The following is a 24784-nucleotide window of genomic DNA, read 5'->3' as shown; positions in this document are numbered from 1 at the left end:
GCCTTACAAGCATTTCTAACCCCAACAACAAGCGGTACTGCTGCAGTAGGACATGCCACACGTGTAAATCAGCTAAGACGATCTACATAATCAACATGACCACGATCGCCGTTAACAGCTTGCTGCAGCGGGCCCGGTTCTAGTTGAAGACCATCCTACTCAGCGCCGCCAGTCGACTGGTGGCACCGGATTCAGCTGACACGCAGGACTTGCTGACCTGTTAGATCTAGATCGCTGAGTTCAAGGTGAACGATATCGATTGGCTAACGTATCTGTTCACCACTGAGGCATTCCGGGAAATACAGCAGTACGTCGGTTGGGATCAAGCTCCCTGAGTCATCAGCACACTGATTCACCAACAATGTCCTGCCTAGTATCCCTAATGATATGCAACTGATCCAGTTATCCGCTAATGACCAGACGGCCGCAGTAACATATAGGCGGCCAGGTGCAGCAAACCGCCACTTTCAGTTGCATGTGCTCTAAACATAAACCGATATTTTATCACATGTAGGGGCGTTTCTTGACGACACCTTGTTTTCGAAATTTGGGCTACTCAGCTCCCTGTAACACTAGATGTCGTATTGCATTCGGTCGCCGATTTTATCGAAATATTTTTTGATCAATAGAAATTTGACCAGAACGGGTACCTAACGACGGCTTGCAGTACTACCCTGAGATCATGTCTAGACATAGCGGAGATACGGTGGGCGACCGACCAAGCCTTCACCACGAAATCCTGGCTTAATTCCAGGCATTCGCTATCGCTCGGCAACTACTACGATCCGGACAACACCCACCACAGATTTCATAATTAGTGAACGACAACAATCTAGTTGTACTCGGGTGTAGACTTTGATAGACATCTACACTGCAACATGGAGATCATCAACTAGATACTGCAAGACGGGCTGACGCACCAGGATTCCACCGGGAATCGCGAAGTAGTCTACTCTAGCCTGAACTAATGCATGTCGACGGGTCACGCAATTGGATATTAGGAGAAGAACAACTCTGCCACGGAGCCAGTTTGTTTCGTGCAGATGTGGATAATGCTCGATGAGGCCGAGCACTCGCTTAGCTACCAGCAGCACGAAATTGACGAGAAACTGTTGAGCGGCGACCTGGTAACCATCGCTTCGGGCATACCCCGACATGATGCCGCCATTTCACTGAACAATCGCAGCGCGGCGTTGCGCGGCTCGCGGTTAGAATTTGGCGACACAGTCTGCCTGCCGGCGGCCACGTTACTTGCACCGTTACCTCTCGCGCGGTCGACTCGCCCCGGAAGGCTTTGGCGACCTTGAGGAGAGCGACACAGTCGGGTTCACCGACGCCGACGAGCGCGGGTGACAGCTAACACTGCATCGGAGGTGCGGATCTGGGAGCTACACGCAAAGTTGGACAACTAGAGCCTGCCATTGTCTTTAAGCATGCCAATATCAGTAACAGCGAATGAGCCTGACAGACAGGAACCCGCATGTCTCAACTGCAGCTACGACACGCCGCGTCAAACCTGACCCGTGATGCAAAAGCAATACGGACCATGCGATTCTGGGCGGCACCGACCGTAATCACGTTGGCTCTAATAGCAGTATTGTATTGGAGAAATCTTGAATCCGACAACCAATCTGAAGCATTTCTCCATCGCCGTGGTAAACGAGGATACCGAGCCAACGGGTGCACAGATTGCCGTAAACCTACTCGCCGGGTTGGACAAGAACAAGTTCGACGTCCGAGTAGTTTCCTACAGCGAGATACAATAGCTGCTGGACAGCGCCGGAATGTACAGATAAACGATGCTACCACCTACCTTTTCTTCACAGCTGCGGAATGTCGGAGCAAGCACAATCCTACCCACCTATACGGATCGGCAGATAATCACGACCCCAGCCAGCAGGCGTACAAGCACACTGGTATCTAGAATCGCTGGCCAGATTCTTACCCAGGCAATGAACGTGGTTGATAGCAAAGTGTGCTAATGACTTACGGCGAATCGCCCAGATCAGACCGGTGGGACGCAACTGACTGGAGCGTCGACACTGGACCCGAATAGTTAAATCGATATCAAATCCGCAATTTACTACCCATTGTTTAATGACACTGGCGATAGATTAACTGCTTTCTACCAGGCCCTCTTGTTAATATTACTAATAACAGTGTGTTAGGCACGCTAGTGAATTCGATTCTCGGCTATACAGTGAACGAGTTCAGATCGGTTATTGTTACGCTAAGCAGATCAATATCTCGTGCTTCCTCATATTTGTAGTAAAGTGGGGCCCGATGATAGTGTTGATATTACCCCTGTCGACAGTATACCTGACCATAGCACACGGGATCGGTATGTCTATTCCACTCAGTTAGCAATTGTGGCTCTATAGCGATAGTTGCGATCAGCACGGCGGAGATTACATGCAACTCATTGATCGCAGTGCTAGCCTCAGTAAGCCTATTAAGTCAGCAGGTTAATATTCGTGATTTTTCAGGTTACTATTGATGGGTGCCCCAGTTACTCTGTAAGGAGATACCGCTGTTCTTGCGCTTACTGACCGAATTCGAGCCGATGCACCAGATAGTCCTTAGAGTTTGGTCACTGCTATACCTCGACGATCATGCAGATTCCGTTATGGCGCAAGTCTTGCTGATGACCGCCCTGAGCATGGCTATCAGGCTATTGTTGGGTGATATCGTCACGCGAATATATGACTGTGGAAGCTACCACCGGATTCCGAGAAGCTGCCTGGGTAACCATCGCCGAATGGGGCCAAGCACAACACTGATCCCATCTAAAGCCACGTGAAAATTCGAGCTAACAAGCACAATTTTAACGTATCCAATAATGTCATTGGTTTTTATTTAAGTCTACAGTGCGTCCCGTATGACTGATACTGTGCATGCCGCATTCGCACCAGGACCGAAAAGGGCATCGTGCTGACCCCGCCCCGCCAACCCCGCATCGACCAGCGGGCGGCTACACTGCCGTACTTGTCTACGCGACCCTCTCCAGCAAACTAGGACAACCCGTCGCACACGGCGTAGACGCGCGCGAAATGCTCGCCAACAACACCGAGAGCTCATACCCACCCTACAAAACTTAGGCACTAGTCATCCCACGCCGATACTCAACGTCTACGGCAACTAGTACAAGATAGACCTAATGATAACCAAGAATGCAGCGCAACGGCTTTCTCCGCACCTACTGGTAGAACAGTAACCAAGCACGCTGCGAAAACGATCCCTTAGGCCCGCACCAGCGAAGGATCCTGACAAGCCTCGAAGAGGCTGGACTCACCGCTGCAGACGTGGCAACGAATGGGGCAACCGACCATCGCTTAACGCCGACTTTTCCAACTTACGCCCGCAGAAGAGCGGCTCGTGGTGCACAAACCGACTGCATTTCACCGGCTAGGCGCGCTCGTGGACAACACCTGCGCTAGGGCCGCGTCAACCAGGTGTTCACCGGGACCGCACCTGCTCCGGTAAGCAAAGCCTGACGGGTGGGAATGAAAGCTGAAGTGCGGCTGACAACGATGCTCGTGCCATCGAATGACGCACTTTACGAAGTGTGACCCCGCGCCAAGCACAACTACGATGCCGCCACTTCAGCGATCCAGGACTTGCTCAATAAGAACGCGAAGTTCGTAGCAGTCGCCGGGATCGGGTTGTTGTCCCTCGGCAAACACCGGACAGCTGCACGACAGCAGCACCAATGCGGTGCAAACAGCCCTCACCTACGCAAAGCAAAAGGGCAAATAGTACATATTCGAGAGCGACAACTACACGCCAGATAATACGCAGAACCTATTTCGTGGCGTAGGCAACAACACCACAATCCTACTAAGCAACAGTAGACCATCGGCCATCGTGCTACGAGGCGACATCGAGGATATGTGGGCCGGCGCCGGCTCGCATATAGGGATCATAGGCCACCGTACAGATACTGTGCTATTCGTACAAGCGAGCTCTGCCGAGCTGGCTTACGTTCAACTATCTAACAGGCTCACTCCACCAGTTTCAGTCAACTCCAGCGATGATCTGGTCGCAGCTTAATGAGCGATCCCTTTTAAGGCGTAGTTAACTGAGTTGCCGTGAAAGCGCAGCATCCCGATAAGTATTACCTGGACTGCACTTCTTCACCACCGGTCACGAGGACGACAATAAGAGCGCTACAACAATTAACTTGGAAGTCAAGTGACGTGCCCCTCTGGGTGCCTTTGTCTGTGTTTGTGTGGTTGTGGTGGGGGTATTTGTTTGGCGGTGTTATCGGTGGGGTTACATATCCCGGGAGCGGCCAGTTTGGCTAACATGTCCTTCAGTATGGTGCGGGCCTCAGGGGTCAGCTAGGTGTGTAGCGCCGACATGCCGTCGGCTTTTTGCTTAGGGCTAGTCTGCGTCGGCGGGCCCGATTCATGGTCGGTGTAGATGCCTGTCGGGGTTGAGGCAGTCGGCGAGACGATCGGCTAACCCGGCCAGGTGTTCGGACCGGTATTGGGTGTCTTGCTTGGCCGGATCAGCCTTGGCGCGTTCACGGATGGCCGCATCGATCCAGCCGGGTAGTTGGTGGCAGAACCGGTGGATCACCGCGAGATCTGGTCGGCACCGAGTCGTTCGGCACGCTGGGCTGCTGTGGTGGCCGCTAACTGTGGCGGTAATGGTTTGCTGGTGAATCACGTGCCGTTCACCAAGATCGGTGGCATCACGGATGCGTTGGGGAGACTTCGGTACGGCTGATCCGCGTCCACTCGGCAATCGCATGCAAGAACCTGCCGCCACGCTACCCCGTACCGTGGTATCCAACGTATCCAACGCAGCCGTGATCACCTTCCTATCCACGACACCACAATGAACTCAACTCACAACACCAAACTATCGGAAGACACCGACAAAAAACTGCCGTTTGAAACCAATGAAACCATTGGTAACACAAATTGTTCCGCTTTAAACGGACGAACATTGTTGACAGTCAACATGTCTACACCGGTGGTTGCACCTCAGAAGTCGAAACCAGAAAACATGATCCGGTTGGGGTCGTATTTCTGGCAAATGGCCGTCAGCTGCGCCAAGTTCGAGCCGAAGTAGCGCAACGCCGACGTTGGGGGATCGAGATAGTTGACGTATCCTCCTGCCGAAAACTGTTGCACCGCCTGATGTACAATCTTGAAAAAACTTCGTAGCCGAGGACATCTGACCACTATTGTGTTGAGAATACCGCTGCAGTACCGTGGCCTGCCGACGCCAAGGGAACGCCAAATCTTCCGGTGCCGCATCGGTGACTACGTCGCTACTCGGCACCATCACCGTGGCCGACTGCAGAACGTCACCGATGAAGCCAACGCACCGGCAATCAGCTTCAAGCCCGCCACCCAGCGCTAACCCCACGGCGCAGACGGTCAGATTGTACCCATGCGGATCGTCCGGGCAACGCCTGGTGAACCGCCTACCGAGTGATCACGGGTTCCGTGATAGCATTCCCCCTGTCACGATCAAAGTTCCGTCTCGCCGGGAAACCCGTGCAGGCCGAGCACCATAGTGAGTGCTGGAGGTGGTCGAGGCCACAGTCTGCGAACACTCACCACCGCACGGGGTGATCTTATTTGAACTTGTTCGCTGTCGCGAACGCTTTCTGGACATCCGCTTGCCAGGCTGCCCCGACGACGATCGCCAAATTTAGAATCGTTGTTTAGAACGAATTGAAAAATTGTTTGCCTATAGTAAACGCAGCGCCGCTGGCTGGCAACGGTATACTGCTGCCGATGGCGGATGCCAGAGGTCCCCAGCGCACAACCGGGTCCACCACTTTCCGCGCAATGCTGAAAACAACTCCAGTCCTCAACGCTCCGATAGCGCCGCGAAGAAACGTCTGCCGTGACATTCTATGATTCAGCACTCGGCCCCGATTCGTCATCATGGGCTGGAACTCTTAGCTATCGCACATATGAAAATCTGGTATCGCGACACGTGTCAGATCGCAGTGTGGCTTCGATTAGTCCGAAACATGCCGCACCGCTTGCGAAACGTACAATGCATAAACTTTATATCTCCGCGTGCCCCAAATGTGACTGCTATCAATCAATGTTCCTAACGTTGGCTTGAGTGCCCACAGGACACTACTCGAACAAGATGGAAAGCTGTCATGAACACACCTACAAGAACTCACCGCCGGCTTGGGCTATTGCGCTGTCAACCATTGACCATTCACCTGCTGGTGGCAACTACCGCCCTCTTCACCGCGGCGGCAACGTTCGAATCACCAGCTGAGGCGGACACGATCGACGACACCTTCATCGACGCGCTGAATAACGCCGGCGTAAACTTAGGCGAACCAGAAAGCACGATGGCAATGGGCCAGTCCGTTTGTCCGATGTTAGCCCAGCTAGGCGGCAATTTCGCCGCTACCGTCCAGCGCGTTCGAGGAAGCAGCGGCATGCCCCCACAGATGGCCGACACCTTCACGAGAATCGCGATTTCGATGTATTGCCCCACGATGATGGCCAAGATGGCCGACGGCAATATACCCGTTCTAATGCCAGTCCCGAGCATGCCGGGAAACTAGCCGGTGCCCAGAGGGTCGATGGTCGACGCGATGTAGACCATCGCCGTCCCGACCAACACCGTTTTCACGAAGTCAACACCCTTGCCACGCACCATCAACAGACCGGCACGCTCGTCGGATAACACCAGTCGCAGCACCGCCGCTACCCCAACACCGATACCGATCAGTAGTGCGCCACGGCGCCAGAAGTTCGCACCCGCCAGCACGAACGCAACAGCGAAGATCAACCCAACCAGCAGAATCGGCCATTGCGCTCGCAACCCTGCACGCACGTTTATTGCCACTCCTCGGCCAATTCGACAACGTTGGTCAGCAGAAACGCCCGGGTGAGCGGGCCGACGCCACCGGGATTCGGTGAGACGTGGCCGGCGATCTCCCAGACATCCGGACGCACGTCGCCGACGAGCCCAGTTTTGGTACGGCTGACACCGACGTCGACGACCGCGGCGCCAGGACGCACCATATCAGCGGTCAGCATATGCGGCACGCCGACGGCGGCCACAACGATGTCAGCCTGCTTAGTTAGCGCGGCCAGATCGCGAGTTCCAGTGTGACACAACGTTACAGTGGCGTTCTCGAAGCGACTGGTCAACAGCAACCCCAGTGGGCGACCCACCGTCACACCGCGCCCAATGATGACGGCATGCGCGCCGGCGATATCGACGTCGTAGCGCCGTAACAGGTGCACGATGCCGCGCGCGGTACACGGCAGCGGGCCAGGGGTGGACAACACTAGCCGACCGAGGTTCGTGGGGTGCAGGCCGTCGACGTCCTTGGCCGGGTCAACACGCTCTAACACCGCGTTCTCATCCAGGCGCTTAGGTAGCGGCAACTGCACAATATAGCCGGTGCAGTCGGGGTTGGTGTTCAGTTCGTCGATGGTGTCGTGTAGCGCGGCCGTTGTGATGTCGGCGGGAAGGTCGCGACGAATCGAGGTGATGCCCACCTTCGCGCAGTCGGCGTGCTTGCCACGAACGTAGGCTTGTGATCCGGGGTCGTCACCAACCAGGATGGTGCCCAGTCCGGGGGTATGGCCGGATTCGGTTAACACGGCCACGCGTTGCTTGAGGTCGACGAAGATCTCGTCTCGGGTGGTCTTGCCGTCCAGCGTGATTGCGCCCACGCCTGACAGTCTGGCATGCCGGCCATCTGGCAGCTGGGCTGACCCTTGGCCGCGCGTACCTAAAATGCTAGCAATTCTGGGTGTATTGCGTACAGACACGCACGCTCGACGAATGGAATTAGACTACCGAGATAACCCGAGATACCCACTGCGCCGGACGTGTTTATACCGGCACAGCTCGTTCCGCTCACGCTGCATAACCGTGTCATCAAGGTCGCGACATTCAAGGACGCGCACCCGGCATCGTTGGTGACCGATGACCTGATCGAGTACCACCGACGGCCGTCGGTACCGCCATAACCACCGTCACGTATTGCACGGTCTCCCCCGGTAGCCATACCAACGCCAATTAAATCTGGATGCGCCCGGAAAACGGTGCCGGGGTTGCGTCGGCTTACCGAAGTGATCCACTCGGAGGCGCGCGATGGTGAACGCACAAATCGGCCATGCGAGACCGGTGGCCGATGCTTACTCCAACCAGGCCACTGCCCTAGCGCCAGTGCGGTTCTTCAATCCGGTCGGGATGCAGTTCGCCAAAAACGCGACTAGCGAGGATATCGGCGACGTGTCGGCTACCCACACCGATGCCGCCCGCCTGGCCATCGATGCCGGCTTCGACGCCGTCAAAATCCATTTTGGGCCATCATTATTCAGCGAGTGCATTATGTCCCGCTGATCAACAGTCACGATGACGAATCCGGCGGATCGCTGGAAAACCGAGCTGAGATCATGCGTGGGTTGGCGCCGGCGGTGCGTCGAGCCGTCAAGCAGCAGATAGCGGTGACCACCAAGCTCGATACGACCGACAACGTGCGCAGAAGCATCACCACCGACGAGGTACTCACGACCGCCAAATTGCTACAGGACGATGGCGGGCTGGACACGATCAAACTCACCGCGGCAACTCGTTGGTTAACTCATATTATAGCCACTCCACGCCATACCCCAGTACAGGAATTTGCCCACAGTGAAGGAATTCTCCGCCGCTTTCCTGCCACTAGTGCGCTGGGACACACACATCACGAGCAAGAAATTTCTCCGCTAGTACCCGGTACCGCGACACATATTTGTTGCGCGACACCCGACCGTTCCACACCAAGCTGTCCATGCCGCTGATTTTGCTCGGCGGCATCACCAACCAGGAAACGATGGATCGAGCGATAGCGGAGGGCTTCGAGTTCGTAGCGATGGCTCAGAGGTTGCTTGCCAAACCCGATTTAGTTTTAGTCAACCAGATCACCGCGAACAGCAATCAACACCAAGCACGTTCGGCGTACATGCAACTGCAACCAGCGCCATGCTCACCAATATCTACCAGTGCATCCGCTGCGTCGTCACCGAGGCACCCGGACACCCTCTGCATCCGGCTAGCAGGCTGCAGCCACCCGCATTTCCGGCCGGCTGGCTCGGCGACACCGCCAGTCAACTTCCACCAGACTCTGCAGCTGGCCAACACGGGCTCCGCTACGGCCACCCAGCCCAAGCATCACCAAGCCACCTGATATGTCAAATTCAAATCTGGCGACAAGTAGACTCCCATGCTATATCATGTTGTCGTCCAAGTGCGAGACGCTACAGAAGCCGGTCAACGCGGCAACCAGCGGCCTTGTCGCCGAAAACTGGATCGTCATTAGCAACTTTCCAGCTTCACGCTATCATGCGTTTTTGACCCGGACACCGCTCAGCACCGAGATCCGCGATACGCACAACGTCAACGGGACCTTCGTAAATGGGCTTCGGGTCGGTTATGCTGTGTTGAGCAAATAGCGATGTAGTCACCAGCGGAAACGTCGACCTGGCGTTTACCTACGACGCTGGTTCACCACACTGAAGCCGCAACGCGTGACGGCCGGCTTGGGAGTAAAACGCGGTATGCCTCACGGTCGACCGATGAACTCGGCGCCCGACGAAACTACGCAGATCTTGACACTGCTCGATCGCACGGCAGTGTTCATGGGCACTGCGCTCACCATCCGCAACTTCATCAGCGAGCGCGCTATATTTGCAGCGGGAGCAAGCGGTCGGCCTGTCGACAATCGACGATTGCAACTGCCATCTTACCTCTGGGCAAAGGCGCTCCATTTGACATGACTATGCCCGTTAGGCTAGCGGTGACAGACCCGACTTACACGCTAAAAAAATCATACATCCAATCGCAGCCCGTGCGCCAACGCTTGCGGGACGTTAATGTGTGTGCTCGCTAGTGAAGCGGTTCGTCAAAACGACTACTTGAAAGTCACGCCCCGCAGGTCGTTGTCGCCAAGTGTCGCGTACATAAAGTTTACCCTAATCGAATGTCAGCGACCGCAGCCGGCGCTACTCAAGCACTGAACCCAGCATGCTACAATGCTGAAATACGCTGTGCCACAGAAATGGCCACTTAAAAGTATAATTACGAAAGGCCAATGCGCAATTTTCTGACCCGGCCAGAATAGCCGCTACTGAAATTGCATTAGGCGAACACCACACCGTTCAGTGTGCAACCAACTCAGATCATCATCGGTGAAACGGCGTCCGGTTAAATTCACAATCGGCCCCGTGCTGCACTGCGATCAGACGCCCACCGGAAACGTTGCCGCCAGGCTCTGCATCGCGTACTCGCTCACCGCGATCAGCGCATCAGTCGCCGATTGGCGGTCCTCGGCATCGACATTTTTCTCCCACCAGGAAATGGCTAACTCACACTGAAGGCGCAGTTGCCGGCTAGCACAGCCAGCGGCAGGCAAACTTCCGCCGTCATACCCGGACTCTTCTCGTCATCCGTGGGACCACGCCGCCCGGCACGACAAAGCCCACGTGACAGGATTTGTCGCAGGTAACCTACCCACCGGCCTGTAGTCACATGTTGGCGATGCGCCAATCAGCGTCGTTCATCCCCAAGCTGGAGTCGGCTACCTGCACCAGAACCGCCCTGTCTTCGCCGTAGGCCACAGACACCCAGACCAATGTCGTTGGCAGCAAATGGCCGCAGCACGCTATCGATCAACTCGGCAAGTAGGTACATAATGCTGCCAGCTGCCGCGCCGTTCACCCTGTAGTCGGGAACTCCCGCGGTTTCGACGCTGCGATAATCCTGAACCTCGGAGACGGTAACGTTGATCACTATCGAAAGCGGCACAGACTCGCGCGAATCACGCGCAAGCTATGCACCCGCCAGGACCAACAGGTTGGTGCTGTCACGGCACAGCCGAGCGGCCAAGCAATCCAACTGAAAAAGGCTATTCAACTGGCCGGCAGTGTACTCATTGCATTCCAAGTTGATCAATAAGCGACCGCTGCTGGTCGACCAGTGAACGGCCTGTACCGTGGCATGATTTCCGAACATGTCGTTGACTAACAAGCACAACCGCGCCTCATCGCTTGCAAACAGCAGATCCTGGGTGTGCAGTGCGTCGACTGCGTATGCGACCTGGCCGATTTCCTCAGTGGTGTGCACCGTCAGCTACTCTGGGATCAGCTCGGCAGCGGATCGGGCCTGAGCGATCTGGCTCTCAAGGCCGGTGCGGGCAACTTTCAGCGCCCCGTCGCACAGCACGCGCAACAATCGAATCAGCGAGCAGGTCGCCAGCAACACTATACCCAGCGCGATCACGATGGCGGCCGGCACTATGACGGTGTCACGGATCGCGGCGTCGCACTGTGCGACAGCCTGACCCTCCACCGATTTCGTCACCGAGGTAGTGACGTCCTTGATGATTCGCTCAACGATCCCGCTGATGATATCCTTCACGCGCAACGGTTCTGGATTGTCAAAGAGCACACCGACGCGATCGGACAGGATCGTCATCCGGATCTCCAAATTGTAGTTGCAGCATCTTGAAGTCGAGCGAGCCGACACCGCCTACCTCGCTTATCCCGAACATTGTCAACAGTTCGACCCCAGCCAAGGTGATATCATCTAGGTACGCAATTCCGGCTGGGGGATCTTAGCACCGCAGGTGATCCGGGTCTGCTGTGCTGTCATCTGCCCCCGGGGCCCGACTGCTCAGCTTATAAGCCCTGCGCCTCCGCCCTTATCCGCTCACTGTCGATGCGCATTGACACGTTGATCACGCCCGCAGGCGTCAACAGGATCGGTGCGCACGTTGTCACCCAATCCCGCAAACTGATGCTGTTGGCCAGCACCTTGTCCACTAGCGCCTGACGACCGTTCAATTAGAGTGCTCATCTCTGATCGCACGTCAGGAATCACGTCGGTGTGGGCCAGCCGCGTTTGCAACTCATACTTGCGGGCCTCGTAGTTCTTTTTCGCTCCCTCCACATCATGTCCGGTGCAACTCGCCAATAGTGCGACAGTCAAGTGCCGACGATAGCCAGGATCAGGTCAGCGCGGGCAGCAAACCAAGTGTAGACAGCTCGAATTAACCGCCGCACTCCGAAGGAGGTCGCCAACAGCAGCGGCACCAGCACAATCGCCACGGCTTTCCAGCCGAACCAGCCAGTTGCCCAGCACCCCGACCGGTGGACGTTTCGAGATGATCGGGTCCGCTGGCCACGAACGCAATGGTCGGACGGGAAAACATAGTCATTTGGCTGCAACCGAGCGACCGTCCGCAGCGCGGACTCCTAGCACTCGGAGAAACGTGCAACTCATGAGACTTCCTACTGAATTCCGCCCACACGAGGCGGATGAGTACAAAAGAGCAAAGCCTCTGGCAATTCAACAAGTATGACAGCCCCGGCCAAAGTCACCAAGTTGTTATTGAGCAGATAGTATTCTAGCTACTTGGTCGTAGTATGGGAAACAAACAACTACGTATCATCGCGGTAGCAGTTTGTCATGATCAGTAGATGTTCCGGCTGTTGTTTTATACTCCACGGATTCCTCCCAACACGGGCAACGCCATTCGGACTGCGGCGGCTACCGGCTGCGAACTGCATCTGGTCAAGCCGATGGGCTTCGACTTGTCCGAGCCCAAGCTCCGACGGGCCGGATTGGACTATCACGACCTGGCCGCAGTCACCGTCCACGCCTCGCTGTCCGAGACATGGGACGCGCTGTTGCCGGCGCGGGTCTTCGCGTTCAGCACCCATGCCAGCACCGTGTTTACCGAAATCGACTATCGAGCCGGCGACGTGTTGATGTTTGGGCCCGAACCGACCGGGCTAGACTTGGCAACTCTGTCCGACGACCACATCACCCAACAAGTGCGCCTTCCCATGCTGCCGAGGCGGCGTTCACTGAATCTGTCCAACGCCGCCGCGGTAGCGGTATACGAGGCCTGGCGCCAACACGGGTTTGCCGGGGCGATCTAAAGCCTGTCCTCACCTCCCCGAGTGGCAGGTACAAGCAGCAGACGCGCAGCGAATGGGTTACGGGGCCACCAGTACCGATTCAGCGGCGCCAACGGCAACCCGGGCTAACTACCAAGTATCCCAGTGAGTGACGTCTTCGGCGGGCAATCTACTGGCCGGCCGGAAGTCGGTTCCTTTGGTGTAGGCGATGGGAAACAGCCCGCCCTGGCTGTACTTATCGACGGGAATACCGAGTACTTCGGCCGCCTGCTGCTCACCGTCGCCAAGCAGGTGCAAGGTAGTCCAGCATGTGCCTAGTCCCCGGGAGCGGAGTGCTAGGCAGAAACTCCAGACCGCTGGGAACAGCGATGCCCAGTGCGCCACGGCGCCCAACGGCGACTTTTCCGCGCGGCCTAATAGGCATGGAATCAACAGTACCGGCGCCTCGTGCATGTGCTCGGCAAGATAGGTCGCAGAATCACGCACCAGCCCCATCCGCACACCGCGCATGTCGCCCTCAGGGTACTCGGGGGCAGGCTGGCTGAAGTATACTTGGGCGTTGGCTAGGTAGATGTCACCGATCGCCTTGCGTTTCTCGCTGTCCTCGACGAACATCCATTGCCAACCCTGCGAATTGGAACCAGTAGGCGCCTGTAGTGCCAATTGTAGGCATTCCATCAACACGTCACGAGGCACCGTTTTGTCGAAGTCGAGCCGTTTGCGCACCGAGCGGGTAGTGGTAAGAACTTCGTCGACAGACAGGTTGAGAGTCATTGGAGAAGACTATCGTTACACCATGGCTATCGAACTGACACAAGAAATCTCCATCCGACTCACGTTGGACTACTACGGGTGGCTAACCACCGCCGCCAAATCTGGACACCCCGTGCCGCAGCTGGTGTGATTCTACTTCGACGGAGTCAATCTGGCGGTGTACTCCATGCCACGGGCAGACAAAGTCACCTATCATAAGGCGCATCCCCAGGTAAACCTGAACTTGGATTTCAACGGCGATAGCGGTGGCATCATCGTGGTCGGCGGTACCGCCGCAGTGGTAGCCACCGATATCGACTCCTGTACGGATGAGCCCTATTGAACAAAGTACCGTGAGGACGCGGCGGAATTCGGCTTACCTAGGTAATGGCTGAGTACAGCGCCCGCTGACGATCACCCTAGCCAAGGTGTGGACCACGCCAACGGGTTAACCTCGCGGTGCGAGCAGTGGACCGAGCGATGAGAGCGCGTGTCTGCACAATGACACGCCGTGTTGGATGGCATTTCATGGACGCTCGCGAATAGACTCCGTCCATTCGCCGCCACACTGCCGGGTACGACCGTCAACACAAACTGACTAGCACTTCGAGCCGACCGTGAGGCTGATGATGGGACCCAATCCGCTCGGCCACCGCAGTGATCGACCCGCTAACGTCTTGCGTCTGGCCGCGAATCAACAGCGCTGACGCCGTGTGCACCAACTTGCCCTATCACACCCTCCTGGCTTACAGAACATGTTGACCATCCCGGTCCCATCCTCGAGATTTAAAACATCACCTTTTGGACCGTTGCGTATCATTGCCAATGAGTCAATGCACCGGCAATCAACACGCGGTCGCCGTCGAACATCCGCTCCATTTCCTCCTGGTTCGGCGAACCACCACTCCATTTTAACACTAACATAGCTTATCAAATAAGTATTAGATCCAGTAACGTATTCGACCGTGCCGAGAGCGGTTGTTAAACCCGTTTTCAACACCTATGCACATTTTTAACGCTCCGGGTCCTACTGCAACCAGAATGCTCGGCGAATGCCAAGCCAATAAAGAAATTAACGGTGGGTACTGGACAATGGCACAATTGCAAACACTGGATGCGGATTTCCTCAAAGTTCGCGATCCGGATCGGCAGGCAAACTTAGCAATTTGGAGCGGCCGTCATCGTCGACGGCATCACCTCTGACTCCGATGCGTTTAGAACCCTACTAGCAGAATGGATTCAGTGCGATTAGCTACGGCTGATGGGCCAGTTAGTGGAGCGTGTGCTGCCGATCACGCCGACCGCATTAAAGTATTTAAGCATTGCGGTTACGCTTCCGAGCTACGGCAACGAGCTAGTATTCGGCATCACTACCGACTACGACGCCGCGTCCGACATCACGCGACTTACTGCCGGTCTTGAGCTGGAGGTCGCGCAGCTGACAGCGTTCAGCCACGATTCCGTACTGCTGTTCACCAAAAAAGACCTCCGCGTACCATCATCCGGCGTGCTTCCCAGCAAAGCGTCTTGCAGGCGGGCTGTCACACCGTCCACTGGAGCACGTCGCTAGCCGGACGTTAACCCCCCTGACTACCGTGAGATGGTGGGTCAATGCCAGTCATCATCGACCCGCGGCGCCACGATGCGACACTATTCGACCTCGACGCCGTGGTGACCGACGCTGGGCTCGACTCCGCGGTAGCACTAGTCCGGCAGCTGCAGGATATCGGTATAGGCACCGCCGTTTTTTCGACCAACCGCAATAGCCAGGGTGTGCTGACTGCAGCGGGCTTCAGCGATCTGTTCTCCGTGCACGTTAACGGCCTAGTCAACGAAGACAGCGTCACCCTAGTCGCCGCGGCTAACCGCTTACTGACGCGACCGGGCCGGTGTGTCGTCGTCGCAGTCGACGAGGCCGGCGTCACGTCCGCACGCGATGGCGGTTTCGCGCTGGTGCTCGGCCTAGTAATCGGGGAAGACCAGACAGGCCACCACGACACACTGCGTAGCTATGGCGCCGACACGGTAGTCACCGACCTCCGTGAAGTCATCGTGCGAACCGGGGACCGTCGAATGTCGAAGCTTCCCGACGCGCTGCAGGCTTTTGGCTTGACCGACGGCCTCAATGCCCGGCAGCCGGCAGTGTTCTTCGACTTCGACGGCACACTGTCAGACATCATCGATGATCCCGACTCGGCCAGACCCGTCCCCGGCGCGACCGATGCGCTGCAGAAGTTGGCAGCACGTTGTCCGGTCGCTGTGCTGTCCGGCCGTGACCTCGCCGATGTGATCGAACGGGTCGGCGTGCCTGGCATCTGGTATGCTGGCAGTCATGGCTTCGAGTTAACCGAGCCCGACGGTACTCACCACCAAAATGACGCGGCGACCGCAACGATACCTGTGCTGCAACAGGCGGCCACCCAGCTATGTGAACAGCTCGCGCCAACCCCGGGAGTCACATTGGAGCGCAAGCGGTTTGGTGTCGCAGTGCACTACCGTAACACCCCCCGTGACCGCGTCGACGAAGTCGTCGCGGCGGTGCGCACAGCGGGCCAACGCAACGCGCTTCGGGTGACGACAGGCCGCCAGGTCATCGAGCTGCAGCCCAACATCGACTGGGACAAGGGAAAAACACTTGGCTGGGTGATCGATCACCTGCACCAGGCCGGCGCTCAAGCCAGCTCCGCTTCGCTCATGCCGATCTATTTTGGCGATGACATCACCGACGAGGACGCGTTCGACGCGGTACGCCACGATGGTGTTCCGATCGTGGTGCGACACGCGGAAGACGGCGACCGCGCAACCGCCGCACTGTTCGCGTTGGACAGTCCGATGCGTGTCAGCGAATTCGCCGAACAGTTGGCACGCTCAGTGACAGCAGAGCAAATGGGCTAACGCCCGGCTAGGCTGGCAGGTACTCCACTGCCCCATCGTCCAGCACCACCCGCAGCTCAGCAGCCGTCGGAGCCAACGACCTACACCACCCAACCCGGTTCGCCAGATCCGGGTGGATAGCTTCTCGCCGGAAACAGCAGTCAGGTAAACCGAGCCACAATCGAGGTAATGTTGGCCGCCACGCCTTTGTCCGGCTCAACGACTAACACTCGTCCTGCCACATCGTAGCTACACAATCCGTGCAGAATCGGCTTGGAAAACCCGGCTAGCTACCGAGCGAACCACGAACCACCATGCAGCGGATTGCGGTCACCGGAAAGCCGGTAGAGCCTCACGGGTGGGCAGCACGATTCGGACGTCGGGTTCGCGGTCCGGAACTTCCAGTGCCGCCAGCCGCTGGCCTGGGACTCCTCCGAACCCGGTCCAACCCCGGATCACCAGCGTAGTCAACGTCTCGGCGATCAGCGTCGCCAATTCCAGGTTCGCGCCACAACTAGCCAACACAACGATCGCGTTTTTACCCTCACGCTTGTCCTGCAGGTCAACGACCTCAGTGACCACCGACAGCTTTCCCGCAGCCAGCAGTGGCGTATACAGCCGGACGACCTACGATCCATGCAAGAGCAAGGGCCAGTTGCACTTTCCGATCTTTGCCGCTGCCCCGAACGCCAAACAGCAAATCACCGCGTAGGTAGGCAATGCTTGTCCAGTGATGTCGTGGCTGTTGTCTACGTTGAACGACAGAACTTAGCTCTCAGCTCCGACACCGAGAGTATGCAGCATGATGCCCCGATCAATCCATTCCGTTAACATTGGCTTGGTCATTGCGCCGATGGTAGTGAGGTCTCTTGCCATACGCCTCTTCCTTCAAGCGAAAACATTTAAGCCTTTTCTGCACCCAACCATCGCAAAACCCTTTACATTGACGCGGTCAGTGGAGCAGACTGCCGTCATTTGCCAACCGCACCATGACTTAGAAGGCATCTAGCATTCTAGCTGTGCAGGACGCAACGGTAAACATCTGAACCTGCGGCGACACAACACAGACATGCAGAATCATCTTGACCGTCGTCCGAAACGCCTAATCTCCAGCTAACGTGGACGGAGTCAATTACCCCAAATCCCAGTTTCACCTCGGAGAAGTAAAAGGCAAGCCCAACAAACCGCGGCGCTGTTGGGCAGCGAGTCCAGTAAGCCGGTCAAAGTCCTTAAAGGCCTACAGGCGATCGACTCTTGCTGGCACAACGACAAATCTGAGGAAATAGTCGCGTCAACATGTCTGCGGACACCAGTAGACTAGATCAACAGTAATATCCAGAATAGCATACCGGGATCGATCAGCAGCAAGGATTTCATTCTGCGTTCAGCACCACCATCTGGAAAATCTACCAACAGCGGCCACTACAAGCCTCGTGTTCTCAGAGGGCACGGAGATCACGACCGGGACACCAATGAACGCGAAGAACCGGTAAGGACAGCCTGTTGACCAACCATCCCTTACTAAACATCAACCGGGTGGTGATTACCGACAACTCAATTAGTGTTTGGACACTAGCTGATCTGAAGTAACACCCGAAACTTCACCTGAGCACAGCTAGCCGCTATCGATAATCCGGTGAACCTCGTTATGGACCTATGTGTTGTACGGTTTTGTTCTGTTTATTTGGTGTTGTTGTTGGTGAGTTGACGGACGTTGGTGTAAGTGAGAATTTCTTCGGTGGTGACGGTTTAGGCGAAAGGGGTGGGTTTCAGCGTTCTAATGCTCGATGTGGTCATAGACCCACTTAGTGAAGATGTTGATCGAGGTGATGGTACCTCTACGGATCATTTGACAGGTGTCGGAGAACCTTAGTGTCGCCGGGTCAGCTGGAAAGCTGTGGCAGAGCCAGTATACGTGGTTACCAGATCACACCGTTTTTGCTACTTGACTGGGTAGGGGTGTTTTGATGTTGGTCGGCGTGTCTTATGGGGTGAGGGGCCCTTGGCTTTTGGAGGTCTAGGTGTTGCTAAGTGTTCAGCTGATGAAGGGAGCTAAGGGTTGTGACCGGGGTGATGACATTGTTGTTTAGGCTGCCAGGAGTTATGGGTGGAGCGTGTCTAACACCGTGACAATGAGCCGTCAGCGCCAGGGTGTCCAGGATATGGAATGGTCTTCACGTCCGGCCAAGGAATATGTGAGCAGTTCACCGATAGATCTTTCTATTCTCTACGGTACAGAGCTAATCCTGGCGTGGTAGCGCAAGACCTGATCGCGGTGCACGCGAGGTTACTGGTAGCGTTGTGCTGCAACGGGCGCCGTGTGGATTGAACCGGTTTTGTGGACCTGGCCGGCAATCAGGACCTGTTGGGACAGGTTGTAGGGCCGCACCGCGAAACCCGGACATCGACTAGTTTGCCCAACGTGGTTCCTAGTTTTGCAATGGCATCAAATCCTTAGCCATCGATCCGGCCGCGGGCTACACGTCGGCGATCCACGCCGTGCTGCCGGGTGCCACGCTTGTTGTCGGCCATCAGGACACGCTCGCTAACGATGCACTGACCAAAGTACTCCGCCAGGTCACCTGGGAGCTGCGGGATCGCCGCGGCGACAAGCTTGATCCCGAGTGGGTCAATCAGTGACGCTTACTCAACTCTACGAGAACGACTATCCAACAAGCGCTTTATCAAGATATGGAACTAGATCCACGTCTAGAGGATCCCAGCGTCCGAGATCCTCTAGACGTGGATCGCCAAAAAATAACCGTACACCTTATCGTCTATCGTGCGGCTTGGCGAGGAACCGCATCTGACAAGACATCGCCTGCACCGCTTCCTGACGTGGCGCCTTGACTCCAACACCCCAGAACTGATCATCCGGGCTGGCACCGTCAACACTTGGTGATCCAAGATCAACCCGTTTCACCACCACTGGCATTACCAACTCACAAACCGCGGGCTACAACAACCTGACCAAGCAGGTCAAAAACGTCGGCTGCGGGTTCAACAACATGCACGGATACAGATCCCCCTACACCCGCAAACAATAGGCCACAACCCAGACCTCAAGCTAAGAACCCAACTAAAACCAAAGAGCTCCTTTGTCAGGGCCTAGATCAGTTGTTGACGCAATGGAAACCTGGTCGCGTGGTTTGGAGCTGTTCAACACTGCACACGCCAAGTGCTATTCGGTCCAGCTTTACGATGTTAACTACCGTGGTTTGGTCGCGGATCCTCTTGCCACGGTGGCCGAGATTTACCTACACTTAGGACTGACACTGACCGAGCAGGCTTGGCAAATATCGATGCTGAGAGCAGGGTCGGCGCACGGGCTCCGAAGTATGTGTACGTGCTAGGCTGACTACGGCCTTACTGCCTTAAGCGTCAAGGAGCGGTTCGCTAGGATTTAATATCAGTTAGCAGTTGTCGGGCCGCCTGTCTAGATAACCTTCCGCGATGGCGTGCTCAATACTGTCAGCTAGGCGTAGACAGGACTTAGTGCGTGCGGTATCGCCACCAGATTCACGCACTTCGGCGAAGTACGTGCAACACTGTGACGCTTCGGTGTTCCACTGTATAGCGGTATGGCCGGGCCCCAACCTGTTAACGGTGACTTTAGCATGACAAAATCGGCACTCCACTGGCTGCAGACCCGACGTGAGGTAGTGTTCACGGTCGGCGAAAGAAGCTTGCCGAACCGCAACGCCGTGCTGTCGATCTTTATCGAAATCCCTTGGCTTCGGACGGAATCCAGTTCCGCTGTTAAGTGTGGTTGCTTTCTTATCGTGATCACTGTGCAGCAACAGCATCGACCACGCGAGTCGATCGACGTCGGGGATAACCGGTTTATCGTATGACATGCCTATCAGTGTCGCTCAGCGGGTATATCGCCGGAAATTTCCTCGGCTGCAAACGATTTAAGTTCCCTTGCCTTAAGCCTTGCTGCAACCTCGGCATTCCAGAACTTGTTGGCGCGTGTGGTGTCGACTTCGATCTCGAAGCGCTCCACCATTTCCGGCTTTACGTCAGCTACATCGACGTAAAATTGCTCGTACCAGCGACGCAGCTGATAGACGGCACCGTCCTCATCGACTAGCAAGGGGTTATCAATCCGGGTCTTGTGCTTCCAGATCTCGACATCCTGCAGGAAACCTTTGCCGACGCCTTCGGTAAAAACCCTGGACAGCTTGTCGGCCATCTTCTCGTCCATCCCCTTGGGTTTTTCGACGATGACGCCCCACTGCAACATGAACGAGTTCTGGGTCACCGGGTAGTGGCAGTTAATCAATATCGACTCGGACTTGAAGCCGCCGTAGTTATTGTGTAGCCAGTTGATCATGAACGACGGCCCGAAATAGGAAGCCTCCGAATCCAGGTGCGAATCGCCATAGGCGGTGCCCAGATTGTCGACATCGGGCCGACCCACATTGTGTAGGTACTGCGAGGCGATATGGCCCTCGAAGACGTTCTTGAAATACGTAGGCAAACCGAAATGGATGTAAAAGAAGTGCGCCATGTCGGTGATGTTGTCGATAATGTCGCGACAGGTGGACTCTTCAATAAGGATACGATTCCACCGCCAGTCGGTCCACTCGTTGCTTGCGGCTTCGGGGATCTCCGGGATCCTGACGGCGGGATCTGGCGGATTACCTTCATGGTCATGCCAGACGAACAACAGGCCGCTGCGCACGTCGGTCGTCCACGGCCGGGTGCGTGCCATTCTGGGAGTGCGCTTGGCATAGGGTACCAACTTGCATTGGCCATCGCCGCCCCATCGCCAGTCGTGAAACGGACAGGCGACCTCGTTGCCTTTGATGGTACCTTGGGCCAGGTCGCCGCCCATGTGTCGGCAGTAGCTGTCTAGGACCTTTAAGTCTCCGTGTGAGTCGGCGAAAATTACCAGTTTGGTGCCGAAGGCTTCAACCCCATGCGGCTTCCCATCCAGGTAGTCCTTGACGACGCCTAGACAATGCCAGCCTCGGGCATACCTGGTTGGCAGGGTACCTGAATCGATCTCCCGGATGCCGGCCCCAGCACTGTCGGTACTCACCTGACACCTCCAACTCGTATCTAACTAGAACACGTTACAGTTTTGTGGTTACCTGGCGCAACGACACCGGGTCTAGCCCAACCGGGTATGTAGACTGGGCGTACAGGTAGGTAATGCCGCTGTTTTCTTTCGAGGGTCGATACCTGTGAATCGATCCAACCGCGTTTGTGGTTCCGGGCGCTACCCTGATCGGCGACGTAATCGTCGAAGGGACCATCGGTGCGGTTGAACGTTGTGCTGTGCGACGACTATGGTCCGATCGCGGTGTGGGAAGACGCCAAGGTGCAGGTAGGATCGATGCGGGCAGTATGATTGCGGTTCCTTTTCTTTAGTGGCTGGCACCCAGATTGCGGTCGGATTACCAGCCCAAATAGAAGGGTCCAATTGCTGGAGCAAGCGCGAAGACGTGGGTCAAGTTCAAGCTACAGGCCTATCGCGACATCGCCCAGCGGCACCCTGATCGGGCTGGAGCCGACCTAGCCGCTTCGGTGCGAATCCCGTTTTCTAATTAAATTCATCGTACATGGGTGATTGCTGGATTAATTCGTGAGGGCTTTCGTCTGGCAGTCCGCCGTCAGTCAAGGTCGCTCCCTCACAGCGACGGCGATTGGGACATCAGGACATTACCGCGCAAGATTTGGGCGCAGCGAGTTGGGCCGGGCCAACCGTGGTATGCAATGTCCGTCACATGTGATGGGTCGGAGCAGTCGCTTGCCGACGGTCCTCATGGCTACCTCAGCCGGGTTTCTCCTCGAAGCCGACAAGCAGGCCGTGAGCACACTCAGCGCAGCTGACCCTGGCACCTCTGAGGGAAATCCTGCCGGTGTCACCGGCTCCTCCTGCGCTTTTGGTGTTGGATAACCCCGAGGTGCCGGATCCGTCATTGCCTCCATGCGCCGGTAAAGAGCCCATTGTCCCCGCCATTTGCACCCGTCCTTAGCCTATCTATTAGGACCGTCGCCGATTCGCGTTCACCTCAATAACGTCTCGGTAGGGGCATTCACTGTGTTCAACAGGTCCTGGAGGTCATGATGCGTTGGCAGCCTCGGCGTTTGTGAAGGAAGCCGCTTCTGTTGTCGATGCCGCTACGATTGCCAGGTGCACCATTGCCGGTGGCATGGGTTATTTCTTAGGTGCTTGTGACGCGAGTACTGCAGATTGTCTTATTTGACAAGAAGTTCCAGCACTCCACCAGAGTGAACAGCAAAGGCAAGAAAGCGAGTCTGTCACATCTTGGGTCAAAGGCCGATGACCCTATGAGGTACTCGATAATAGACATTGCTTCCTGCGGGGTGCTTACTTTGGTCATGCGTCTGTTTTCTAGGGTGTCTTCTCCGGTTTATTGACGCTGACCACCTACATGGATGTAGTACTGCGGTCCGCTATCGTAGTTGTGTTCCAAAACCCTTCTTTCATCGGAAACTTGGCTATACTCATCTTTGTTCATCACTTGGATCGCCGACTTGGCACAACGGACCAAATCAGAGGTGCCGATTGGGTTCGACGACAGCACACCAACGGACGGGTTTACCGGAATTCTTCGGTTGATCTCAGTTTCTTCGGCTTTGGTGAATTGCCAGTCTTAGCCCTCGTGGGAAAAGCGAGTTTTCTAACTGTATTGATTCGAACCGCGAGAAGGGGGTAAGTAGATTTCGGTGGTGTCGATCTATTCGATAGGACTGGTGATGTCGGCGGTCTTTCACAGTGCAGTGGCCGTGTAATGCTGCAGCTTGCAGGCTGACTTGGTAACGCTCGGCGGACGCCAACGGTTCTTTTTATAACACGGTGTCCTGGATCCAGGATACCGGATGCCTTTGCGTCAATCGGGTACAGGTGATCGTCTCATTGCCGATCACCACATTGCATACGCCATCAGATGATAGGCGGGTCTCGTCGTGGGGGATCGAGTCTTAAAGCATGAGTGGCGTCGTCATCTTCTTGAGGATGATGTTGGGTTGCTGCAGGTGCGTTAGCTGGTTGCGGCTGCCGTTGAATCAGTCTTTGACTGCCCCCATCGCGCCGATGTTTGTCGGTGCACCTGAGTTTTGTATATTAAGACCGCGCATGCGGTGCAAAATACTTTCCTGGACCCGAGCTAGAGGTATTGATAAAAGGAATAGATAACAACCATCTGGAATTTGATTCTGACTTCTTTTCCTAGTCTCTAACCAGTATACGCCGAAACTGCCCAGACTGCATGAGACTCGTGACCACCACTCCGGTTGAGCCGCCGACCGAACCAGTAGCATACACTCGAATTAGTTGCTTGCTAGTGGCACCCATAACGTCGATCGTAAACAACTTTGGTATCATGATGCTGTCGAAGAAGTCGGTCACCTTGCTGACCATGACAGTGTCGATGTTGTTGTTAAGGTGCAACCGGAGTCGGCTAGTGTCCAGTCGATCGCTTCACGGAACAGGGCGTTCATTTAAATGTCTTACTGCTTAGCAACGTACCTAGTCTGTCCGGTACCAAGTACCGCTGACAGGTGCGCTCCTCTTCCGTCTATTAGTTCTTCTCCACCATGAATATGACTGTAGCGCAGTTTATTTGGTAGATCCCTCTCCAGAGCACGGTTGGCCGATTAATTCCAGGTATGTTGTGTTGCGGAGCTGATTCGCTTAAGGCCGGAAGCTAACATTGGATTTTCCGTCAGTGCTCCGCCGGACGGATTGACTTTCGTCTTTCCTGGTATTTGGGTCGCTTCATCCAGGAGCAAGCTGTTGATGGGTAAACGGTGCGTGAATCTCAGCGACGTCGAGGCTACGGGTGTTACCTTGGGTGGTTGTTTTGGTTGCCGCTGTGGTCGAAGGTGATTCGGTGCTCGCGTGTACGCTTGGTGTCGTGGGCTCAATGCGATGTTTGATTACGGCAATCCAGACAGGGTTTTCTCGAAACTTATGTGCGTGGTTGTTGGCGACGAGAACAATCACAGTTTTGCCGTCGGTTTTCAGTCCAATAGCTTTGTTGTGCAAAGTATCCGAGAAAAAATAAAAAATGTCGCTTAAGTAAATCCTTGATTCTGATTGCTGCATCTACTGAGTCCAGTCTGTTGGGTTTTGGCGAAGGAGTCAAAAGCAATTTGGGAGATTTTTAGTTTGTTCTGTTTTCCGGCGTCGAGCCTAAGGTAAGCTTGTAGTTCGGCCATCGACACCGATTCTGGCTATAATAGGGTTACCGTGTAAAAGTCGTTCTGTC

Annotated in this window: 25 protein-coding genes and 7 pseudogenes; 15 read left to right on the top strand and 17 right to left on the bottom strand. The window is 55.7% G+C overall.

All coding sequences use genetic code 11. The annotated features are described in order from the left end of the window. Positions 1-692: 692 nt before the first annotated feature. The 3 genes and pseudogenes from MUBE_RS06210 to MUBE_RS20055 all read left to right on the top strand — a co-directional run. A pseudogene (locus tag MUBE_RS06210) lies at positions 693-1412 on the top strand (pirin family protein). A 201-nt stretch (positions 1413-1613) separates the two neighbouring features. Continuing rightward, the gene (locus MUBE_RS17540; protein ID WP_243632891.1) at positions 1614-1766 is read left to right on the top strand and encodes a hypothetical protein; all 153 of its coding nucleotides are present in this window, start codon (positions 1614-1616) and stop codon (positions 1764-1766) included. Between the two features lie 1135 nt (positions 1767-2901). Continuing rightward, positions 2902-3988: pseudogene (locus MUBE_RS20055) on the top strand (phosphodiester glycosidase family protein); the annotation flags it as partial. A 419-nt stretch (positions 3989-4407) separates the two neighbouring features. On the opposite strand, the gene MUBE_RS20050 reads toward MUBE_RS20055, so the two are convergent. After that, positions 4408-4581, bottom strand: a complete 174-nt coding sequence (locus MUBE_RS20050) for a DUF222 domain-containing protein (protein WP_165849658.1) — start codon at positions 4579-4581, stop codon at positions 4408-4410. Here MUBE_RS20050 and MUBE_RS15660 point away from each other — a divergent pair. Then, entirely contained in the window at positions 4561-4731 is a 171-nt protein-coding gene (locus tag MUBE_RS15660; RefSeq protein ID WP_165849657.1) for a hypothetical protein, read from the top strand. The genes MUBE_RS20050 and MUBE_RS15660 overlap by 21 nt on opposite strands. A 260-nt stretch (positions 4732-4991) precedes the next feature. On the opposite strand, the gene MUBE_RS17535 is transcribed toward MUBE_RS15660, so the two are convergent. Beyond that, complete coding sequence (locus MUBE_RS17535) at positions 4992-5141, bottom strand: BBE domain-containing protein (protein ID WP_243632890.1); 150 nt, start codon at positions 5139-5141, stop codon at positions 4992-4994. A gap of 55 nt (positions 5142-5196) precedes the next feature. Here MUBE_RS17535 and MUBE_RS17530 point away from each other — a divergent pair, with 55 nt between their 5' ends. Continuing rightward, positions 5197-5373, top strand: a complete 177-nt coding sequence (locus tag MUBE_RS17530) for a hypothetical protein (RefSeq protein ID WP_243632889.1) — start codon at positions 5197-5199, stop codon at positions 5371-5373. 760 nt (positions 5374-6133) lie between these two features. Beyond that, on the top strand, positions 6134-6553 hold the full coding sequence (locus tag MUBE_RS06185) for a DUF732 domain-containing protein (RefSeq protein WP_116539868.1): 420 nt from the start codon (positions 6134-6136) through the stop codon (positions 6551-6553). Here the strand turns inward: MUBE_RS06185 and MUBE_RS06180 are convergent. Together MUBE_RS06180 and MUBE_RS06175 are read right to left on the bottom strand one after the other, a co-directional pair. Beyond that, positions 6550-6831, bottom strand: coding sequence for a DUF3017 domain-containing protein (locus MUBE_RS06180; RefSeq protein WP_165849738.1), 282 nt, complete (start codon positions 6829-6831; stop codon positions 6550-6552). The two genes, MUBE_RS06185 and MUBE_RS06180, sit on opposite strands and share 4 nt — an antisense overlap. Next, entirely contained in the window at positions 6828-7676 is an 849-nt protein-coding gene (locus MUBE_RS06175; RefSeq protein WP_116539866.1) for a bifunctional methylenetetrahydrofolate dehydrogenase/methenyltetrahydrofolate cyclohydrolase, read from the bottom strand. Before MUBE_RS06175 ends, MUBE_RS06180 begins: the two co-directional genes overlap by 4 nt. Positions 7677-7817: 141 nt before the next feature. Between MUBE_RS06175 and MUBE_RS18925 the strand changes: the two are divergent. The 3 genes and pseudogenes from MUBE_RS18925 to MUBE_RS20045 form a co-directional block, all read left to right on the top strand. Continuing rightward, positions 7818-9024, top strand: a pseudogene (locus MUBE_RS18925) (oxidoreductase); the annotation flags it as partial. Between the two features lie 200 nt (positions 9025-9224). Continuing rightward, positions 9225-9443 (top strand): FHA domain-containing protein, encoded by a 219-nt coding sequence (locus MUBE_RS06165; protein ID WP_165849734.1) that lies wholly within the window; start codon positions 9225-9227, stop codon positions 9441-9443. A gap of 102 nt (positions 9444-9545) precedes the next feature. Then, positions 9546-9711: pseudogene (locus MUBE_RS20045) on the top strand (hypothetical protein); the annotation flags it as partial. 517 nt (positions 9712-10228) lie between these two features. On the opposite strand, the gene MUBE_RS15655 reads toward MUBE_RS20045, so the two are convergent. The 6 genes from MUBE_RS15655 to MUBE_RS18920 all read right to left on the bottom strand — a co-directional run bounded on the left by MUBE_RS15655 (position 10229) and on the right by MUBE_RS18920 (position 12095). Next, positions 10229-10402, bottom strand: coding sequence for a hypothetical protein (locus MUBE_RS15655; RefSeq protein ID WP_165849727.1), 174 nt, complete (start codon positions 10400-10402; stop codon positions 10229-10231). 134 nt (positions 10403-10536) lie between these two features. Further along, a complete protein-coding gene (locus tag MUBE_RS06150) occupies positions 10537-10794 on the bottom strand; it encodes a hypothetical protein (protein WP_116539863.1) in 258 nt (85 codons plus the stop codon). 24 nt (positions 10795-10818) lie between these two features. Further along, complete coding sequence (locus MUBE_RS06145; RefSeq protein ID WP_116539862.1) at positions 10819-11112, bottom strand: hypothetical protein; 294 nt, start codon at positions 11110-11112, stop codon at positions 10819-10821. Between the two features lie 6 nt (positions 11113-11118). Continuing rightward, positions 11119-11463, bottom strand: a complete 345-nt coding sequence (locus tag MUBE_RS06140; RefSeq protein ID WP_133297064.1) for a hypothetical protein — start codon at positions 11461-11463, stop codon at positions 11119-11121. A 234-nt stretch (positions 11464-11697) separates the two neighbouring features. Beyond that, positions 11698-11976 (bottom strand): hypothetical protein, encoded by a 279-nt coding sequence (locus MUBE_RS06135; protein WP_133297063.1) that lies wholly within the window; start codon positions 11974-11976, stop codon positions 11698-11700. Next, positions 11973-12095: a hypothetical protein gene (locus MUBE_RS18920; protein ID WP_279386679.1), complete on the bottom strand. Its 123-nt coding sequence runs from the start codon at positions 12093-12095 to the stop codon at positions 11973-11975. The genes MUBE_RS06135 and MUBE_RS18920 overlap by 4 nt, the downstream gene beginning before the upstream one ends. Before the next feature lie 372 nt (positions 12096-12467). Between MUBE_RS18920 and MUBE_RS06130 the strand changes: the two genes are divergently transcribed. Then, entirely contained in the window at positions 12468-12932 is a 465-nt protein-coding gene (locus MUBE_RS06130; RefSeq protein WP_116539859.1) for a tRNA (cytidine(34)-2'-O)-methyltransferase, read from the top strand. 108 nt (positions 12933-13040) lie between these two features. Here MUBE_RS06130 and MUBE_RS06125 read toward each other — a convergent pair whose 3' ends face one another. Beyond that, complete coding sequence (locus MUBE_RS06125) at positions 13041-13685, bottom strand: nitroreductase family protein (protein WP_116539858.1); 645 nt, start codon at positions 13683-13685, stop codon at positions 13041-13043. 166 nt (positions 13686-13851) lie between these two features. Here MUBE_RS06125 and MUBE_RS17510 point away from each other — a divergent pair, with 166 nt between their 5' ends. From MUBE_RS17510 to otsB, 3 genes are all read left to right on the top strand, one after another. Next, positions 13852-14007, top strand: coding sequence for a hypothetical protein (locus MUBE_RS17510; protein ID WP_243632886.1), 156 nt, complete (start codon positions 13852-13854; stop codon positions 14005-14007). A 918-nt stretch (positions 14008-14925) separates the two neighbouring features. Further along, positions 14926-15234, top strand: coding sequence for a WS/DGAT domain-containing protein (locus tag MUBE_RS06115; protein WP_116539857.1), 309 nt, complete (start codon positions 14926-14928; stop codon positions 15232-15234). A gap of 41 nt (positions 15235-15275) precedes the next feature. Continuing rightward, the gene (otsB, locus tag MUBE_RS06110; protein ID WP_116539856.1) at positions 15276-16559 is read left to right on the top strand and encodes a trehalose-phosphatase; all 1284 of its coding nucleotides are present in this window, start codon (positions 15276-15278) and stop codon (positions 16557-16559) included. Positions 16560-16566: 7 nt separating this feature from the next. Here the strand turns inward: otsB and MUBE_RS06105 are convergent. Continuing rightward, positions 16567-17414 (bottom strand): annotated as a pseudogene (locus tag MUBE_RS06105) (MaoC/PaaZ C-terminal domain-containing protein). Positions 17415-18983: 1569 nt separating this feature from the next. Between MUBE_RS06105 and MUBE_RS06100 the strand changes: the two are divergent. Next, positions 18984-19178 (top strand): transposase, encoded by a 195-nt coding sequence (locus tag MUBE_RS06100; RefSeq protein ID WP_116539437.1) that lies wholly within the window; start codon positions 18984-18986, stop codon positions 19176-19178. Between the two features lie 479 nt (positions 19179-19657). Further along, positions 19658-19945: pseudogene (locus tag MUBE_RS06095) on the top strand (sulfotransferase); the annotation flags it as partial. A gap of 6 nt (positions 19946-19951) precedes the next feature. Here the strand turns inward: MUBE_RS06095 and MUBE_RS06090 are convergent. The 5 genes and pseudogenes from MUBE_RS06090 to MUBE_RS06070 form a co-directional block, all read right to left on the bottom strand. Next, on the bottom strand, positions 19952-20395 hold the full coding sequence (locus MUBE_RS06090) for a hypothetical protein (RefSeq protein ID WP_116539855.1): 444 nt from the start codon (positions 20393-20395) through the stop codon (positions 19952-19954). 5 nt (positions 20396-20400) lie between these two features. After that, a complete protein-coding gene (locus MUBE_RS06085) occupies positions 20401-21585 on the bottom strand; it encodes a 3-ketosteroid-9-alpha-monooxygenase, oxygenase component (protein WP_116539854.1) in 1185 nt (394 codons plus the stop codon). A 735-nt stretch (positions 21586-22320) separates the two neighbouring features. Further along, a complete protein-coding gene (locus MUBE_RS15645; RefSeq protein ID WP_165849733.1) occupies positions 22321-22509 on the bottom strand; it encodes a hypothetical protein in 189 nt (62 codons plus the stop codon). 415 nt (positions 22510-22924) lie between these two features. Next, positions 22925-24095 (bottom strand): annotated as a pseudogene (locus tag MUBE_RS17500) (thiolase C-terminal domain-containing protein). A gap of 196 nt (positions 24096-24291) precedes the next feature. Then, positions 24292-24621, bottom strand: coding sequence for a hypothetical protein (locus MUBE_RS06070; RefSeq protein WP_116539853.1), 330 nt, complete (start codon positions 24619-24621; stop codon positions 24292-24294). Positions 24622-24784 lie beyond the last annotated feature (163 nt).

Source organism: Mycobacterium uberis (assembly GCF_003408705.1).
In the GTDB taxonomy this organism is placed as follows: Bacteria; Actinomycetota; Actinomycetes; order Mycobacteriales; family Mycobacteriaceae; genus Mycobacterium; species Mycobacterium uberis.
The sequence above is the reverse complement of the archived record's forward strand: the minus strand, read 5'-3'. Positions and strand labels throughout refer to the sequence as shown.